The organism is Azospirillum sp. HJ39 (assembly GCF_041507355.1).
In the GTDB taxonomy this organism is placed as follows: Bacteria; Pseudomonadota; Alphaproteobacteria; order Azospirillales; family Azospirillaceae; genus Azospirillum; species Azospirillum thiophilum.
Genome location: NZ_CP167911.1, coordinates 2848738 through 2865967, shown reverse-complemented (window position 1 = coordinate 2865967; position 17230 = coordinate 2848738). Strand labels below are relative to the sequence as shown.

The 17230-nt window shown below is 69.8% G+C and carries 16 protein-coding genes; 6 read left to right on the top strand and 10 right to left on the bottom strand.

All coding sequences use genetic code 11. The annotated features are described in order from the left end of the window. The first annotated feature begins 148 nt into the window (after positions 1-148). The gene (locus ABMY26_RS26960) at positions 149-1327 is read left to right on the top strand and encodes a hypothetical protein (protein ID WP_372397640.1); all 1179 of its coding nucleotides are present in this window, start codon (positions 149-151) and stop codon (positions 1325-1327) included. 7 nt (positions 1328-1334) lie between these two features. Here the strand turns inward: ABMY26_RS26960 and ABMY26_RS26955 are convergent, their stop codons facing one another. Continuing rightward, complete coding sequence (locus ABMY26_RS26955; protein ID WP_372397638.1) at positions 1335-1652, bottom strand: hypothetical protein; 318 nt, start codon at positions 1650-1652, stop codon at positions 1335-1337. Here ABMY26_RS26955 and ABMY26_RS26950 point away from each other — a divergent pair. After that, positions 1651-1872: a hypothetical protein gene (locus ABMY26_RS26950; RefSeq protein ID WP_372397636.1), complete on the top strand. Its 222-nt coding sequence runs from the start codon at positions 1651-1653 to the stop codon at positions 1870-1872. The two genes, ABMY26_RS26955 and ABMY26_RS26950, sit on opposite strands and share 2 nt — an antisense overlap. After that, complete coding sequence (locus ABMY26_RS26945) at positions 1869-2894, top strand: zinc-binding alcohol dehydrogenase family protein (RefSeq protein ID WP_372397634.1); 1026 nt, start codon at positions 1869-1871, stop codon at positions 2892-2894. Before ABMY26_RS26950 ends, ABMY26_RS26945 begins: the two co-directional genes overlap by 4 nt. A 26-nt stretch (positions 2895-2920) precedes the next feature. Here ABMY26_RS26945 and ABMY26_RS26940 read toward each other — a convergent pair whose 3' ends face one another. Beyond that, positions 2921-3832, bottom strand: a complete 912-nt coding sequence (locus tag ABMY26_RS26940) for a LysR substrate-binding domain-containing protein (RefSeq protein ID WP_372397632.1) — start codon at positions 3830-3832, stop codon at positions 2921-2923. A 180-nt stretch (positions 3833-4012) separates the two neighbouring features. Here ABMY26_RS26940 and ABMY26_RS26935 point away from each other — a divergent pair, with 180 nt between their 5' ends. Further along, positions 4013-4534 carry a substrate-binding domain-containing protein gene (locus tag ABMY26_RS26935; RefSeq protein WP_372397630.1) on the top strand — a complete coding sequence of 174 codons (522 nt, stop codon included), beginning with the start codon at positions 4013-4015 and terminating at the stop codon, positions 4532-4534. Between the two features lie 7 nt (positions 4535-4541). Here ABMY26_RS26935 and ABMY26_RS26930 read toward each other — a convergent pair whose 3' ends face one another. Further along, positions 4542-6098 (bottom strand): helicase HerA domain-containing protein, encoded by a 1557-nt coding sequence (locus tag ABMY26_RS26930; RefSeq protein ID WP_372397629.1) that lies wholly within the window; start codon positions 6096-6098, stop codon positions 4542-4544. A gap of 192 nt (positions 6099-6290) precedes the next feature. On the opposite strand from ABMY26_RS26930, the gene ABMY26_RS26925 reads away from it, so the two are divergent. Then, positions 6291-8165, top strand: a complete 1875-nt coding sequence (locus tag ABMY26_RS26925; protein WP_372397628.1) for an EAL domain-containing protein — start codon at positions 6291-6293, stop codon at positions 8163-8165. A gap of 53 nt (positions 8166-8218) precedes the next feature. On the opposite strand, the gene ABMY26_RS26920 is transcribed toward ABMY26_RS26925, so the two are convergent. Beyond that, complete coding sequence (locus ABMY26_RS26920; protein WP_372397627.1) at positions 8219-9127, bottom strand: LysR family transcriptional regulator; 909 nt, start codon at positions 9125-9127, stop codon at positions 8219-8221. Positions 9128-9248: 121 nt separating this feature from the next. Here ABMY26_RS26920 and ABMY26_RS26915 point away from each other — a divergent pair, with 121 nt between their 5' ends. Next, entirely contained in the window at positions 9249-10445 is a 1197-nt protein-coding gene (locus ABMY26_RS26915; protein ID WP_372397626.1) for an MFS transporter, read from the top strand. On the opposite strand, the gene ABMY26_RS26910 is transcribed toward ABMY26_RS26915, so the two are convergent. The 6 genes from ABMY26_RS26910 to ABMY26_RS26885 form a co-directional block, all read right to left on the bottom strand. Further along, positions 10436-11215, bottom strand: a complete 780-nt coding sequence (locus ABMY26_RS26910) for an ABC transporter ATP-binding protein (RefSeq protein WP_372397625.1) — start codon at positions 11213-11215, stop codon at positions 10436-10438. The two genes, ABMY26_RS26915 and ABMY26_RS26910, sit on opposite strands and share 10 nt — an antisense overlap. A gap of 2 nt (positions 11216-11217) precedes the next feature. Beyond that, positions 11218-12063, bottom strand: coding sequence for an ABC transporter ATP-binding protein (locus ABMY26_RS26905; protein ID WP_372397624.1), 846 nt, complete (start codon positions 12061-12063; stop codon positions 11218-11220). A gap of 3 nt (positions 12064-12066) precedes the next feature. Further along, a complete protein-coding gene (nikC, locus tag ABMY26_RS26900; protein ID WP_372397623.1) occupies positions 12067-12987 on the bottom strand; it encodes a nickel transporter permease in 921 nt (306 codons plus the stop codon). Further along, positions 12984-13988, bottom strand: a complete 1005-nt coding sequence (locus tag ABMY26_RS26895; RefSeq protein WP_372397622.1) for an ABC transporter permease — start codon at positions 13986-13988, stop codon at positions 12984-12986. Before ABMY26_RS26895 ends, nikC begins: the two co-directional genes overlap by 4 nt. A 257-nt stretch (positions 13989-14245) precedes the next feature. Then, entirely contained in the window at positions 14246-15250 is a 1005-nt protein-coding gene (gene trxB / locus ABMY26_RS26890; protein ID WP_372397621.1) for a thioredoxin-disulfide reductase, read from the bottom strand. Between the two features lie 51 nt (positions 15251-15301). Continuing rightward, positions 15302-17227, bottom strand: coding sequence for a hypothetical protein (locus tag ABMY26_RS26885; protein WP_372397620.1), 1926 nt, complete (start codon positions 17225-17227; stop codon positions 15302-15304). Positions 17228-17230: the final 3 nt, after the last annotated feature.

Genomic DNA, 17230 nt, shown 5'->3' with positions numbered 1-17230 from the left:
TCGGGACGTGGAACCTTCCGGTATGCGATGTTGCAGGGACTATCTCGTTGAAAAGTGACGTCGGCCGAGTCCTTATCGTTGGGTTCGGCCGGCAGAGGATTGTAAAGTTCCGGAAAAGAGCAACCGGAACGCGGACAGGAGCGGCCAGATGTTCCCCGACCATGGTCACCGTCGCATTGCCGTGGCGTCGCCCGGTGATATCGCCACGGCACGACGAATTGCGGAGGAACGGGCCGATGGAGTCCTGGCTGCGGATGAGGCGGCCCGGTTGGACAGCCTCGTCGCGGCACTCGCCGGCCATGTGCTGGACCGCCCCGACGGTACGCTGCTGATCGCCCGCATGCGCAGCGGAGCCGGAATCGAGTGCCTGGCTTACGACCGCGATCCCGGCACGACCGACCTGCCGGCAGCCACACCCCGCGCGCCGGGGACCGGGCTTGAAGCCGTGCGGGCGCTGGCCGACCGCTTCCACATCCACGTCACGCCGGGCATCGGGTCGGCGTTGCTTGCCCGCGTGCTGCGGCCCGGTGCGACCGACGCGCCGCCGGCCGATGCCATGGCGCAGGTCGGTGCGGTGACCATCGAACGGACCGGCGGCGAGACCGCGCGGTGCGGCCCCTTCATCGACCATTGGTTCGTCGGCTGTGCTCCCGCCCGCGGGCAGGACGGTCCCTGTGGAATCGCGCTGCTGATCGACGGCGATGCGGTGGCTGGCGATAAGCTGCCTGGCGATGCTGCGGTCGACGGCAAGGCTGCCGGCGACGGGACCGCAACCGGGTCCGGGAACGGCGTGGAACCGGCCACGGCGATGACCCCGGCCGTGGTCCGGCAGGTGGAGGCGATTGTCGCCGCCACGGTTCCCGGCCTGCCGGCACCGATGGTGGTCAACGCCATCCGCCGCGACCTGATGGGACGGCCGGAACTCGGGCTTTCCCATGACCGGGAACTCACGCAGATCGGCCGCAGCGCCCTTGCGGTCTTGCGGTTCGACGGGACGGCGGTGGACTATACCGCGCTCGGCACCCTGGCCGGTGCCGTCGTGCGCCGGCACGAGATCCTGGCGCTCGGCGCCCGCTGGGCAATGGTCGGCTTCAACCCGCAGGCACCCGCCTCGGTCCATCTGTTGTGGGGGCCGGGCGAACATGTGGTTCTGCATACCGGCGGCTGTGCCCGGTTGCCCGCCCTGTTCATCCACCGCGATCTGCACGAGGTCGAACCGACGCTGGCGGCGCTCGTCCTGCTGCGCGATGGCGTGGTGCGAGACGACGATCATACCGTCCTGGTGCTGCGCAACCGCATCGACCGCGTGTCCGCCTCCGCCGGTTGACCTCGGATCAGCGCCAGCCCCGCGGACCATGGGGGCCGCCATGTCCCCAGCCATGGTGGTGGTTTCGGCCGTGCCAGCCGCGGTCGCCCCTCCATCCATCGCCTCGCCATCCATTGCCATACCACCCGTTATCGCGCCATGCCCGATAGCGGTAGCTTGGCTGCACCACCAACGGCGGCGGCACCGCATAGACTGTCGGCGGCGGCACCAGCACCGGCTCCCCATAAGCGGGATAATAGGGCTCATAGGCGACGCAGCCCGACAGTGCGGCGCCGGCCGCGGCCAGGAGCAGGGCGGTCAGGATGGCGGGGCGGCTGGTGCTCATGGCCTTCGACTTCCTGGCTGGCGGACGGCGGAAACGCTCATCGGTAGAAACACCCCAGCCTGCCCGGCTATTCCATACCCCTTTGGTGTCATCCGGCAGCCGCGCCGATTCATCACCAATCGGGATGGATGAAACAAGAACTATGAATTTCAAAAATCCAGGCGGTGGCGCCATCCTGTGTTTCGACTTCCTCAAGATCCTGAAGGCGAAGCCATCATGAAAGCCATCGGTTACCGCAAATCCCTGCCCATCGCCGACGCCGACTCGCTGGTCGACGTCGAGATCGACCGCCCGGTCCCCGTGGGCCGCGACCTGCTGGTCCGGGTGGAGGCTGTGTCGGTCAACCCGGTCGACACCAAGCTGCGCCGCAACGCCGCGCCGGCCGATGGCGCGCTGCGCGTGCTGGGCTTCGACGCCGCCGGCGTGGTCGAGGCGGTCGGTCCCGACGCGACCCTGTTCCGTCCCGGCGACGCAGTCTTCTACGCCGGCTGCATCGACCGTCCCGGCACCAATGCCGAGTTCCATCTGGTGGATGAGCGCATCGTCGGCGCCCGTCCGGCCAGCCTCAACGTCGCCGAGGCCGCCGCCCTGCCGCTGACCGCCATCACCGCGTGGGAGATGCTGTTCCACCGACTGGGCCTGCCGCTGGATGCCGATGGCCGGAAGGGGGGCGAGGGCAGGTCGCTGCTGATCGTCGGCGGGGCCGGCGGCGTCGGCTCCATCGCCATCCAGTTGGCCCGGCAGCTGACCGGGGTCCGCGTGCTGGCCACCGCGTCGCGCCCCGAGACGGCCGACTGGGTGCGCGAACTGGGCGCCCATGACGTGATCGACCACAGCCGCCCGATGGCGGAGCAGGTGAAGGCGCTGGGCGTGGCGGGGGTCGATTATGTCTTCTCCACCACCGCGACCGACCGCCATTTCCTGGATCTGGTCGAGCTGGTGGCGCCGCAGGGCCGCATCGGCCTGATCGACGATCCGGAGCCGATCGACATCCGCCTGCTGAAGCGCAAGAGCGTCTCGCTCCATTGGGAGCTGATGTTCACCCGGCCGCTCTACCAGACCGCCGACATGATCGCCCAGCACGAGTTGCTGAACGAGGTGTCGCGGCTGGTCGATGCCGGCACCCTGCGCACCACCCTGACGGAAACCCTCGGCCGCATCGACGCCGCCACCCTGCGCAAGGCCCATGCCCTGATCGAGTCGGGCAAGGCCCGCGGCAAGATCGTGCTGGAGGGCTTCTGACCTGTCGTCCGGTTCGACCGCTTGGGTCAGGCCGCGTCCCGCGTCCCGCCCGCCAGCGCAAGCGGCGGGCGGAGCGGGCGCATCGCCGACAGGCTGTCGAGGATGAAGCCGACCAGCGGTTCGGCGAGGCGGCGGTTGCGCGGCGTCTCGCCGAAAATCGCCATTTCGACGTCGCCCAGTTCAGGCAGCCCGTCCTCCACCCCCAGCCGCCGCACGCCTTCGGGCACCGACGACTCGCTGAGCACCGCGACTCCCAGTCCGGCGCGGACGGCGGCCTGCACCCCCATGACGCTGCCGCTGGTGTAGACCACCCGCCATGCCCGCCCGGCCTCGCCCAGGGCCGCCAGGCCGCGGTTGCGGAAGACGCAGGGTGCCGGCAGGGTGCAGAAGGGCAGGGAGCCTTCGGTGGGGATCTCCAGCCCGGGGGCTGCCACCCAGCGCATCGGCTCGGTCCAGATGCCGCGGCCCCGGCTGTCCCCGGCATCGCGGCGGGAGATGACGAGGTCGAGTTCGCCGCCGTCCAGCGCCGTCACCAGATCGTTGCACAGGCCGACCCGCACATCGATGTGCAGGCGCGGGTGCAGCTTGGCGAAGCGGCCCAGCACATGGGGCAGATGGTCGGTCAGGAAATATTCCGCCACGCCCAGCCGCAAGTCGCCTTCCGCCGCCGGCTCGGCGAATCGGCGCACCGTCTCGTCGTTCAGGTCCAGCAGGCGGCGGGCATAGCCCATCAGCAACTCACCGTCATGGGTGAGCGCCAGCGAGCGGCTGGTGCGCTCGAACACCCGGCGCCCCAGAAGATCCTCCAGCTTCTTGATCTTCACACTGATCGCCGACTGGGTGCGGCCCAGCCGCTCGGCCGCCGCGGTGAAGCCGCCGGCATCCGCAACGGTGACGAAGGCACGGAGCGCGTCGATCTCCAGATCGGGCAATGACACGGTGAAGCATTCCGGATATCGATTGATTTCCACAATCCTATCGCATGCCGTTATGGATGGCCAGTGGCCCATTGGGACAAGCGTCGGCCGGGCCGTTGAACTGGGGCGGGGGCGTTCTCATTGTCACGCCTCCGGGCCTTGCGGCCCGGATGCCGGATGAACCTTGGAGAGACACGCCCGATGACCCGTTCCTTCGCACCGGCCGGCACCCTGGTCCTTGCATTGGCTGCCGCGGCGCTGCTCGCCGGCTGCCAGATGCCGGGCTTCACGCCACCGCCGACCCAGACCGCCACCCTGCCGCCGCCGGCACTGCCCAAGCCGCCGCCGGAGACACGGGGCATCTGGATCGTCGGAAGTTCGGCGCTGCGAGGCTCCATCGAACAGGCGGCGGCCAAATTCGACGGCGGCCCCGACAGCAAGCCGCATCTCGACGCCCGTGGCACCGCCGCCGGCTTCCGGGCCTTCTGCGCCGGGGTGGGGCTGGACCATCCCGACATGGTGGCATCCGACCGTCCGATCGGCGCCGCCGAATACCAGCGCTGCCGCAGCGGCGGCATCACGCTGACGGAATACGGCTTCGGTCCGAAGCGCTTCGTCTACGTGAAGGACTCCCACATGATGGCGGTCCCCGGCGTGAGCGAGTTCGTCGACAGCTGGGGCCGGAGGGGCAAGCCGGTGAGCGCACCCACCGCCGGAAGCTGACGGCCGCTCAGCCGGCGGCGAACAGCCCGCCCGGCTCGGGGGCATCCGCCGCATCGTCGGCGTTCGGGTCGCCCAGCGCGGTTTCCCATCCCAAGGCGGGCAGGCCGATGGCGCGGGTGTTGCCCAGGCCGCTGCGGCTGGCGATGAAGCCGCGCTGTTCCATATAGGTCAGCAGCCTGCGGCCGCGGCCCTTGGACCGGCTGCCGCAGGCGCGCGCGACGTCGGCGTCGGACGGGCACGGGGCATGGTCGAGCGCGGCGCGGGCCAGCAGCAGGAAGACCGGCTGGATGTCCTCGGCCAGCGTGGCGGCGACCTCGGTCGCGCGCTGCCAGGCGGGATCGTCGCCGCTGCCGGCTCCGGCGCGGGCGGTGGCCAGCCGGCGGCGGAAGGCGGAGAGGGTCAGCCGATCGCCGTCCACCCCGTGGCCGCGGCAACGCACCAGGAAATCCTGGTACAGAACGGCCAGCGAGCGGTAGGACGCCTCCGGATCGGCCAGCACCTCGGCCAGCACCGCTTCATAGTGCGCTTCGCGCTCGGCTGCCTGTTCCGGCGTTTCCTCCGGTTCCGGCGGCGGCAGGACCGGCGCTTCGGCGGCGATGTCGTCGGGGGACGGTGGCGGAGCGGCGGCGCGTCCGCGCGCCAGCTGCGCCATCAGGTCGGCGCTGGCCGAGGTGGAGGGGCGGCGGACCGGATAGCGCGGCGGCTCCGGCTCGGTCGCGGTGAAGATCAGGTCGCGCGCATCCTCCGTCGGGGTGGCCGGCGGCGGCATCAGCTTGGGGCTGCCGGTGCGGCCCTGGGTCTCCACCGTGCCGATGCGCAGCGGCAGCGGCCGGCGCGACAAAGCGGGGCCGAGCGCGATGAAATGCCCGCGCTCCAGGTCGCGGAACATCTCCGCCTGCCGGCGCTCCATGCCCAGCAGGTCGGCGGCGCGCGCCATGTCGATGTCGAGGAAGGTGCGGCCCATCAGGAAGTTGGAGGCCTCGGCCGCGACGTTCTTCGCCAGCTTGGCCAGCCGCTGGGTGGCGATCACCCCGGCCAGCCCGCGCTTGCGCCCGCGGCACATCAGGTTGGTCATGGCGCCGAGCGAGACCTTGCGCGCCTCGTCCGACACCTCGCCGGCGGCCGAGGGGGCGAACAGCTGGGCCTCGTCCACCACCACCAGCATCGGATACCAGAAATCGCGGTCGGCATCGAACAGCCCGCCCAGGAAGGCGGCGGCGTGGCGCATCTGCATCTCCGCATCCAGCCCCTCCAGGTTCAGGACGACGGAGACGCGGTGCTGGCGCACACGGGCGGCCACCGACTGCAACGCCGCCTCGCTGTGTTCGTCCGCCTCCACCACCACATGGCCGAACCGCTCGGCCAGCGTCACGAAGTCGCCTTCCGGGTCGATGATCGCCTGCTGCACCCATTGGGCGCTCTGTTCGATCAGCCGGCGCAGCAGGTGCGACTTGCCGGAACCGGAATTGCCCTGCACCAGCAGGCGGGTCGCCAGCAGCTCCTCCAGGTCGAGCGTCGCGGCGCCGCCCGCATTGGTCGCCCCCATGTCGATGCCGACCTTCATTCCACCTGTCTCCCGCTGACCCGAACCGCTTCCCACAAGGGGGGACTTCCTATAGCTCAGGCCGGTGCGGCGATACGAGCATTCGATTCGGGGGGCGGGACACCGTGGCTTGTGTGGTCATGAAAACGCAAACAAGCTCTGTTACAAATAGAGTGCCGGTTTCATGCGGGATCGGCGCTGGCGGACTGACCGATGACTGTGCTGACGACCACCAAAGCCGGACGGCCGGAAACGGATCGGCCAGACACCCATGGCGTAAGCCGGGACGCGGCGCGGTCCGGGGTCGGCATCGGTGCGGCATTCGACTGGGCCTCGGCGGTCGCCGCCCTGCGCTATGCCTTCCAGCCCATCGTCCAGCTGCGGTCCGGCCGTTGCCATGGCTACGAGGCGTTGTTGCGCGGGTTCGAGCGCACCGGCTTCACCACCGCGGCCGAACTGCTGGATGAGGCCGAAACCGCCGGCATGCTGGCGACGGTGGAAACCGCGCTGCATGCCAAGGCGGTCGCCGCCTATCGCGCGCTGGCCGGCTGGAGCGAGGCGAAGCTGTTCCTGAACCTGGATGCAAGGCTGATCGGCCGGGCCGACTCGCCCTGGATCGGGCGCGATCCGGCGACGTCCCGCAACAGCGGCATCGTGCTGGAACTGTCGGAAAACCGCCCCGTCGCCGCCGGCGTCGCGATGGATGCGGCGGTGGAGCGTTACCGGCAGAGCGGGGCCTGCATCGCCATCGACGATTTCGGCGTCGGCCATTCCGGCTTGCGCACCCTGTACGAAGCGCGGCCGGACTATGTGAAGATCGACCGCTTCTTCATCGCCGGCATCGATGCCGATGCGCGCAAGCGGGCGCTGGTGTCGGCGCTGGCCGGCCACGCCCATGCGCTGGGCATCCAGATCGTGGCGGAGGGGGTGGAGACGGTTACCGAATTCTACACCTGCCGCGATCTCGGCTGCGACTTCGCCCAGGGCTTCCTGATCGCCCGGCCGCGGGTGGATTTGACCGGGTTGCCCAACCGCTATCCCATCGTCGAGGAGCTCAACCGCCGCGACCGCCGCCAACCCAGCGAGTCGCACCGCCGCCTGTCGGAGGTGATCGAGCGGCTGCCGCCGCTGCGCGGCGATTCGCGCAAGACCGAGCTTCTGGATTATTTCCGCGGCGACGGCAGCGCATCCATCGTCCCCATCGTCGACGAGCATGACCGGCCGCTGGGCCTGATCCGCGAGCGGGATCTCAAGCGTTTTGTCTATTCGCGCTTCGGCGGGGAGCTGCTGCGCAACCGCGGCCTGGGCGACCGGCTGGACGATCTGGTCATCCGCTCGCCGGTCTGCGACATCTCCACCCCGCTGGACCGGGTGATCGAGGCCTTCTCCGCCGAATCCGCCGCTGACGGCATCGTGATCGTGGAGGGCGGTGCCTATGCCGGCGTGCTGTCGGGCGGCGCGCTGCTGCGGCTGGTGCATGAACGCAACCTGGCGATGGCGACCGACCAGAACCCGCTGACCCGGCTGCCCGGCAACGCCGCCATCCAGCGCCACATCGAAGCGGCGCTGGCCGATGACGGGCGCGGCCATGTGCTGGCCTATCTCGACTTCGACAACTTCAAGCCGTTCAACGACAATTTCGGCTTCCGCCAGGGCGATCGCGCCATCCTGATGTTCAGCGAGCGGCTGAAGGCCTGGGCCGGCAGCGCCGGGGCCGCCATCGATGCCGATGCCTTCGCCGGCCATATCGGCGGCGACGATTTCTTCCTGGGCGTCAGCGGTGGCGAGGAGGCCGAGGTGCTGGCCCGGCTGGCCGAATTGCTGGCGCTGTTCCGGTCCGACGCCGAAAGCCTCTATGACGCGGAAACGCGGGTGAGCGGCGGTTTCCTTGCCAAGGACCGCTATGGCGCCGTCCGCCGCTTCCCCCTGCTGGCCGCCAGCGGCGTTGCCGTGGTGATCCCTTCCGGCCGTCCCCTCGATGGCAAGGGCGGCAGCCTGACCCCCGATGCGGTCAACGCCGCCATCGCCGACCACAAGGCCGCCGCCAAGGGGGCGGAGGACAAGCTCTGCGTCGTGCGGCTGGCCTGAGCCCCTGCTGAGCTGTCGTGCGGCTGGCCTGAGCCCCTGCTGAGCTTCTGGTTTCAGGCGCTGTTTGTGCGCTGCTGCGTCAGCCGCCTGGCGACTGCCAGTACGCAGTCACGCAGGATGCGGTGTGCCGGGTCGGCATCGTGGCGCGGGTGCCAGGCTTGGGCGACGGCGACCTCCGGCACCGCGGCCGGCAGGGGAAAAATCTCCAGAGCCAGTCCCAGTTCGATGGCGTGGCGTGCCGCGGTCGGCGGGACGGTGGCGACCAGATCGGTCTGCGCGGCGGCGAACAAGGCGGCGTGGACGTCCGGCACCACCAGATCGACCCGCCGTGCCAGCCCCATCCGCTCCAGCGCGTCGTCCACCGGTCCGCGCGTCCGGCCGCGGCGTGAGGCTGTGACATGGGCGGCGGCGGCATAGGAGGCCGCGTCCGGGCAGCCTTCGGATAGCAGAGGATGGCCGCGGCGGACGACGCCGGCGAAGGTTTCGCGGTAGAGCGTCTGCACCCGGACCTCGGGCCCCATCGCGCCGATGACGCCGATGTCGAGGTCGACCAAGCCGTCGCGCAGGGCGTCTGCGGTCTCCTCCCCTTCGCCGACGAAACGCAGGGTGACGTTGGGCGCCTGCCGGCGAAGGACCGCCAGCAGGTCGGCGGCGATGGTCCCGGCGAAACCGGTGCGCAGGGTGAAGCGGCGGTCCAGCGTCGCCGGATCCAGGCTGTCGGGGCGCAACAGCCCCTGGGCGTCCGCCACCAGGGCGCGAACCCGCTCGCGCATCGCCTCCGCCCGCGGGGTCGGCACCATCCGGCGCCCGGCCCGCACCAGCAGTGGGTCGCCGACCGCCAGCCGGAGGCGGGCCAGGGTCCGGCTCATCGCCGGGGCGCTGAGATTCATGCGTTCAGCCGCGCGGGCGACGCTGCCTTCGCTCAACAGCGCGTCGAGCGCGACCAGAAGGCCGATGTCCATCCTGCATGCCCGGGCGGTTGCGTGCGTTCCATGCACTTATAAAGTCCGATCATTGCACTGTAAATCATGGCCGGGCCGGGAGAAGGATTGGGCAATCCATTCCAATTGCGAGGTTTCCGTCATGAGCGACACCGTCGCCTCCCGATCCCCGGCCGGAGCGTCGGCCGTGCTGCCGCGGCTGCTGCCCTTCGTCTCCGTCGTCTTTCTCGGTTTCTCGGCCATCGGCTTGCCGCTGGGGGTGCTGCCGCTGCATGTCCACGGCACGCTCGGCTGGGGAGCGGCGATGGTCGGTGCGGTGGTGGGGCTGCAATCGCTGGCGACGGTGCTGACCCGCCGCCATGCCGGCGTGCTGTGCGACACGCGCGGACCGAAACGGGCCGTGCTGGGCGGCCTTGCCGCCTCGGCGCTGGCCGGCGTCTGCTACGCGCTGTCGCTGGCGGTGGCCGATCCGGCGCTCGGGCTGGCGGCGATCCTGCTCGGCCGCCTCGTGCTGGGCTTCGGCGAAAGCCTGTTCCTGACCGGGGCGCTGAGCTGGGCCATCACGGTCGTCGGGCCGCACAATGCTGGCAAGGTGATGGCCTGGAACGGCATCGCCATGTATGGCGCCATGGCGGCCGGCGCCCCGGTGGGGCTGGCCCTGCTGCAGGCCGGCGGCTTCGCGGCGGTGGCCGTGGCCGCCATGGCGGCACCGCTCGCCGGGCTGCTGGTCGCGGCGCTGGTGCCGGCGGTGCCGGTCCCGGGCGGGGTGCGCATGCCCTTCACCGCGGTGATCGGCCGGGTGATGCGTCCCGGCTTCGGGCTGGCGCTCGGCAGCGTCGGCTTCGCGGTGCTGGCCTCCTTCGCGCCGCTGCTGTTCGCGGCGCGCGGCTGGCCGGGGGCCTGGGCGGCGCTGACCGCCTTCGGCGGCGCCTATATCCTGGCCCGGCTGGTGGCCGGCGGGCTGCCCGACCGGCTGGGCGGCCGCCGGGTCGCCATGCTGTCGCTGACGGTCGAAGCCGCCGGTCAGCTGCTGGTCTGGGGCGCCTCCAGCCCGGGGTTGGCGGTCGCGGGCGCCGCGGTGACCGGGCTCGGCTTCTCGCTGGTCTTCCCGGCGCTGGGGGTGGAGGCGGTGAAGCGGGTGCCGCCGCAAAGCCGCGGCGCGGCGCTCGGCGCCTATGTCGCCTTCTTCGACCTGTCGCTCGCCCTGTCCGCTCCCGCCGCCGGCCTGCTGGTGGCGGAAGGGGGGTATGCGCCGGTCTTCCTGGCCGGTGCGGTGGCGGCCGGGTTGTCGCTGCTGCTGACGGCGACCGGCCGCGACGCTCCTGCGCCTCAGGCGTAGTCGCGGAACCCCTCCGCCGTCGCGCGGTCGTAACCCTGGCTGGCGCGCAGGAGTTGCAGGGTGTAGGGCTCGCGCGCCGTCCCCCGGCGCAACTCCTCCACCGTCATCTCCTCGACCAGCCGGCCGCGGTTCATCACCGCCAACCGGTCGCACAAGTTGGCGATGACGGCGAGGTTGTGGGTGACCAGCACCATCGTCAGGCCATGGTCCGCCCGCAGGCGGCGCAGCAGGTTCAGGATTTCCGCCTGGACCGAGACGTCGAGCGCCGAGGTCGGCTCGTCCAGCAGGAGCACCCGCGGCTCCAGCACCAGGGCGCGGGCGATGGCGACGCGCTGGCGCTGGCCGCCCGACAGCTGGTGCGGATAGCGGAAGCGGAAGGCCGGACCCAGCCCGACATCGCGCAGCACCCGGTCGATGCGGGCATCGGCCTCGTCCAGCCCATGGATGGCGATGGGTTCGGCCAGGATGCGGTCGACGGTGTGGCGCGGATGCAGCGAGCCGTAGGGGTCCTGGAACACCATCTGGCAGAGCTTGTAGAAGCCCTTCGGCCGCTTGGCCCCCTGCGTCGTCCCGGCGACGGCGATGCGGCCGGTCCACTCGTCGTTCAGGCCGCTGACCGCGCGCAGGACGGTGGATTTGCCGGACCCCGATTCGCCGACGAGGCCGAAACTCTCGCCTTCCCGCACCGACAGGCTGACGCCGTCCACCGCGGTGATGATGTCGGCGCCCTGGCCGAAACGGACCCGCAGATCCTGGATGTCGATCATCATCCTCAACCCTCCAACCAGGCGGGGTCGCGGCTCAACACCGGCAGGTCGTCCGGCGGCTCGTCGATCCTGGGCAGGCTGGCCAGCAGGCCGCGGGTGTAGGGGTGCGCCGCCGCGTGCAGGTCCGACGCGCGGCAGCTTTCCACCACCCGGCCGGCATACATGATCAGGATGCGGTCGCAGAAGGAGGCGACGAGGTTCAGGTCGTGGCTGACGAAGATCATGCCCATGCCGCGCTGGGAACAGAGATCGTCCAGGATCGCCAGCACCTGCATCTGCACGGTGACGTCGAGCGCCGAGGTCGGCTCGTCGGCGATCAGCAGGTCCGGGTCGGGGATCAGCATCATCGCGATCATGATGCGCTGGCCCATGCCGCCCGACACCTCTTGCGGGTAGCGGTCATAGACCCGCTCGGGATCGCGGATGCGCACGGCGGCCAGCATCTCCAGCGCCCGTCGCTTCGCCTCCGCCGCACCCGCCCTGCTGTGGACGCGGTAGGCTTCGGCGATCTGGCTGCCGACGGTCATCACCGGGTTGAGCGAGTATTTCGGATCCTGCATCACCATGGCGATGCGCCGGCCGCGGATGTCGCGCAGCCGCTTCTCCGACGCCGCCAGCAGGTCCTCGCCGCGGAAGGCCAGCCGGTCGGCGGTGACCCGGCCCGGCGGCGGCACGAGGCGCAGGATCGACCGGCCGGTCATCGACTTGCCGGAACCCGACTCGCCGACGATGCCCAGCTTCTCGCGTCCCAGCGTGAAGGAGACGCCGCGCACCGCCTCGGTCATGCCGCTTCGGGTGGGGAAGGCGACCCGGAGGTTGGCGATCTCCAGCAGGGGGGTGTCGTCCGTCATGCCTCAGTCCCCCTTCGGGTCCAGCACGTCGCGCAGCCCGTCGCCCAGCAGGTTGAAGCCCAGGCTGACGACGAAGATGGCGAGTCCGGGCATGGCGGCGACCCACCATTGCTCCAGCACATATTGCCGGCCGCTGGCGATCATCGCCCCCCATTCCGGCAGCGGGGGCTGGGCGCCGAGCCCGAGGAAGCCCAGCCCGGCGGCGGTCAGGATCACGCCCGCCATGTCCAGTGTCGTCCGTACGATCAGCGAGGCGACGCAGAGCGGCATGACGTGGCCCAGAATGATGCGCAAGCTCGACGCGCCCTGCAGCCGGGCGGCGCTGATGAAATCGGCGCGGCGCAGGGTCAGCGTCTCCGCCCGCGCGATGCGGGCATAGGGCGGCCAGGAGGTGATGGCGATGGCGATCACCGCATTCTCGATGCCGGGGCCGAGCGCCGCGACGAAGGCCAGCGCCAGGATCAGCTTGGGGAATGCCAGTGCGATGTCGGTGATGCGCATCAGCACGCTGTCGACCCAGCCGCCGAAATAGCCGGCGGCGGTGCCGATCATCAGTCCGGCCAGCGGTGCCGTCGCCGCCACCAGCGCCACGATCATCAGCGTCAGCCTTGCGCCGTGGATCAGGCGGGACAGGATGTCGCGCCCGAAGGCATCGGTGCCCAGCCAATGGGCGGCGCTGGGCGGTTGCAGCCGGTTGCCCAGATCCTGGGCATAGGGGTGATGGGGCGCCAGCACCGGGGCCAGCGCCGCCACCACGACCAGCGCCAGCACGATCAGCAGCCCGGCCATCGCCAGCCGGTTGCGGCGAAACACGGTCCAGCCGGCCCATGCGCGGCCCAGCCGGGCCTGCCCGCGCGACCGCGGCGTGTCGGTGGTCAGCCAGTCCCGCCAGCCGGGGGAGGAGTGATCGGTGCGCAGGGTCATCGGGCCCGGGGGTCCAGAAGGCGGTAGAGCAGGTCGGACAGCAGGTTCAGCGCGATGAAGACCGCGCCGACCACCAGCGTCCCGCCCAGCACCGCGTTCATGTCGGCGCTGAGCAGCGAATTGGTGATGTAGAGGCCGAGTCCTGGCCAGGCGAACACCGTCTCGGTCAGCACCGAGCCTTCCAGCAGGCTGGCATAGGACAGGGCGATGACGGTGATCAGCGGCACGGCGATGTTGCCCAGCGCATGGCGCCAGACCACGCGAGCCTCCGACAGCCCCTTCACCCTTGCGGTGGTGATGTATTCCTGGCGCAGTTGGTCGAGCATGAAGCCGCGCGTCATCCGCGCGATGTAGGCGACGCAATGGAGGCCGAGGATGGCGGACGGCAGCACCAGATGATGCACCGCGTTCCAGAAGATATCGGTCTCGCCGGCCAACAGGGCATCCACCGTGACGATGCCGGTCACGGCGTCGACCATCCCCTCATGGAAGACGTCGACCCGGCCCGGGCCCGGCACCCAGTCCAGCCGGGCATAGAACAGCAGCAGCGCCATCAGCCCGAGCCAGAAGATCGGCAGCGAATGGCCGATCAGGCCGAGGAGGCGGATGGCATGGTCGGGCCAGCGCCCGCGGTGGGTGGCAGCGAACACCCCCGCGGGGATGCCCAGCACCGCGCCGATGACCGCCGCGACGGTCGCCAGCTCCAGCGTCGCCGGGAAGACGCGCAGCACATCCTCCAGCACCGGGCGGGAGGTCAGCACCGAGGTGCCGAGGTCGCCCTGTGCCACGTCGCCGACATAGCGGACGAACTGCTGCCACAGCGGCAGGTCGAGCCCGAGCTGGCTGCGCATCTGTGCATAGCTTTCCGCGCTGGCGCGGTCGCCCAGCGCCGACAGCACCGGATCGATCGGCACCACGCGGCCGATCAGGAAGGTGACCAGCAGCAGGCCCAGCAGGGTGGCGGCAACCGTGACCAGCAAGGTCAGGCCGCGTTTCAGCATAGGCAAGAGGACTCCCTCGCGCTTCGACGCCAAAGGGAATCACAGTCGGGGCTTTGTGCAAAGCCCGTCAAGGGAATAGGGGGATGGGAGGTGGATGCTGCGGTCGCCCCCTCCCTATCCCTCCCCCGCTTTGCGGGAGAGGGGATTGGACGCTTGTCAGCGTGACGCTCTGCAAACAAACAGCGGAGTTCCCTCTCCCACCGAATGTGGGGGAGGGCTAGGGAGGGGGCACCCGCCGCTTGAACTGAACCCTCGGTTCACCACGTCCCGGCCGGGCTCGGGTCGCCGTGGGCGCCGGCCGCCGGCTCGTGGTGGGCGAGCCAGCGTTCCGCCTCCAGCGCGGCCATGCAGCCCATGCCGGCGGCGGTGACCGCCTGACGATAGACCTTGTCCTTCACGTCGCCGGCGGCGAAGACGCCGGGGATGTCGGTGGCGGTCGAATCGGGGATGGTGACGATATAGCCCGACTCGTCCATCTTCACCTTGCCCTTGAAGATGCCGGTCGCCGGCTCGTGGCCGATGGCGACGAAGACGCCGGCCACCGGGATCACCCGCTCTTCGCCCGACTTGACGCTCTTGATCCGTACGCCGGTTACGGCGCGCGGGTTGCCCATGGTGCCGTCGCCCTCGCCGACGATCTCCTCGACCGTGCTGTCCCACACCACCTCGATCTTCGGGTGGCGGAACAGGCGGTCCTGCATGATGCGTTCGGCGCGGAAGCTGTCGCGGCGGTGGATGACCGTCACCTTGGACGCATGGTTGGTCAGGTACAGCGCCTCCTCGACGGCCGAGTTGCCGCCGCCGATGACCGCGATCTCCTTGCCGCGGAAGAAGAAGCCGTCGCAGGTGGCGCAGGCCGACACGCCGAAGCCGCGATAGATCTCCTCCGTGGAGATGCCGAGCCAGCGGGCCTGGGCGCCGGTGGCGATGATGACGCTGTCGGCGGTGTAGATGTCGCCGCTGTCGCCCTTGCAGACGAAGGGGCGCCGGGTGAAGTCGACGTCGGTGATCAGGTCGAACACCATCTTCGTGCCGACATGCTCAGCCTGCTTCTGCATCTGCTCCATCAGCCAGGGGCCCTGGATCGGATCGGCGAAGCCGGGGAAGTTCTCCACATCGGTGGTGATCATCAGCTGGCCGCCCGGCTGCATGCCCTGGACCATCAGCGGTTCCAGGTTGGCGCGTGCCGCATAGATGGCGGCGGTGTAGCCGGCCGGGCCGGCGCCGATGATGAGGACCTTGGTGTGGTGCGTGGTGGCCATGGGTGTGATCCCGCAGTGTATCGGCAGAAGGGAGACGCGATTCGAACGCTTCTAGAAACCGAACATATGGTCGAGGCTGAAGGCGCTGTCACCCGCAAGGCAGCCATGGTAGCCGAACAGCCGGCAGGTCGTATCGCGGACCAGCACATAGGCGTGGTCGCCCGCCGCCATGCGTTCCGCCTCCGAAAACATCTCGTGAAAGCGCCAGAAGCGTGAACCGCCGCGGGGGATTGCCAGCCGCTTGCGCGCCATTTCGACACCGTCGCGGCGCACCAGGACGAGGCTGGTGTCGGAGGTGGCATGCCAGGGTGTCGAGGCTGGGTAGACGAGATGGCAGAGCGTGTCCCACGGGGCGGTGCCCAGCCGCAGGAACAGGCGGGTCGACAGGCCGGGCGGGTCGCCATGGTAGCTCTGCGGTTCGTCGCGATAGACCATTGCCATGTTGAACATGTGGCTGCCGAAGCTGGTCTCGGCCACATGGGCGGTCTTTACGTCCTCGTAACGGACCAGGGCGTGCAGCCAGCCGTCGGCAATCGTCCCGGCTTCGAAATCATAAACCAGTTCGACATGGCCCCAGCCGTCGGCAACCGTCTTGTCGGCGACCAGACCGGTGACGTCCAGGGCCACGCTGTCGGAACGCTTGAGGTTGCCGAAGCGGTGTTCAGCCACCGCCGTGCCGTTGCGGTCGTAGACGACGGCCTTCACCGGCAAGTCGGTCTGCGCCGTGCTCATGGGTGTCGGCAGCAGGGTGGTGCGCCAGCGTCCCATGGGCAGCAGCGGTGCCGGCAGGATAAAGCCCTTGCCTACCATGCCCCTGTCGACGGCACCGCCGGTCAGCAGCGGCAGCCTGGGATCCGGCTTCAGGTCGGTGCGCTCGATGTTGGCATGGGCCATGCGGCGCCTGCCGTCGGCGGCGACGATCTCGTAGCGCGGACGGACGAAATGCTTGCCGGCCTGAATCTCGAACTGCTGCGGCCAGCGCGCCTCGGGAAACAGGTTGGCGATGTCGAGTTCGAGGGTGGCGAAGGCTGGAACAGGGTGGTCGAGCGTCCGGATTTCCGGCGATCCCATCAGGTTCAGCCCGACCGCCCCCGCCGGGATCGGGGTTGGATGACTGTTCTGGATCCACAGGGACACCCGCTCGCCCTCGCGCGGGGCGGGCACGCCGGCATAGAGGTCGGCCGGCCAGGCATTGGCGTCATGGGTGCAGGATAGCACCGTGTCGTCGTCGCCATAGGTGTCGAGCGCGTATTTCACCACGTCATGGCCGGCAGCGCCGATGATGTGCAGGAACAGCGATCCGCAGAAGGGGGATAGACCGAAGCGCTCGCGCACCTGCCGGCTGTCGATCACCACGGTGCCGTCCGTCGGCGGCATCGGCTCCGTCCAGTCGGCGATCGGGCGGCCCTCGCCGTCGAACAGGCAGGTCCACAGCCGGGTGCCTTTCGCGCCGTAGCGCGGCCAGTAGTTGGCCGACACCACGCGGGTGTGGTGGCCGCCGCCGTCGCGGAACCAGGCGAAGTTGGTCGCCCAGTTGAATTTCGACAGGTAATGGCCGGGATCGTTCAGCATGTCTTCCGGCACGCGCATGGCGTCCAGCGAGACGACGCCGGCCTGCTTCGGAATCAGGTGGGCGATGTGTCCTTCCAAGCGCTGCGAATCGAAGGCGACGACGAAGACGGTGCGGGCGCCGCTCGATGGCAGGTCGGTCACCGGGCGGGCGGCATGGCCGAAGACCTCCTTGCCGACCTGCTCCACGTCCTGGACGTAGATGCCGCAGACCGGGATCGCCGACAGATCGTAGAACTCGGCCAGCCCCGACAACAGGCCAAGCGGGTCATAGACCGCCACCGGTCCGAAGGATGCCAGCCGGGCGATCAGGATCGCGGCCTTGGGGGCCGCCAGCGGGTGACCCACCGCCTTGAAGAAGCTGGAGCCGCCGGTGACGTTGGAAAATGTCTCGATCCGAAGGGGCATCAG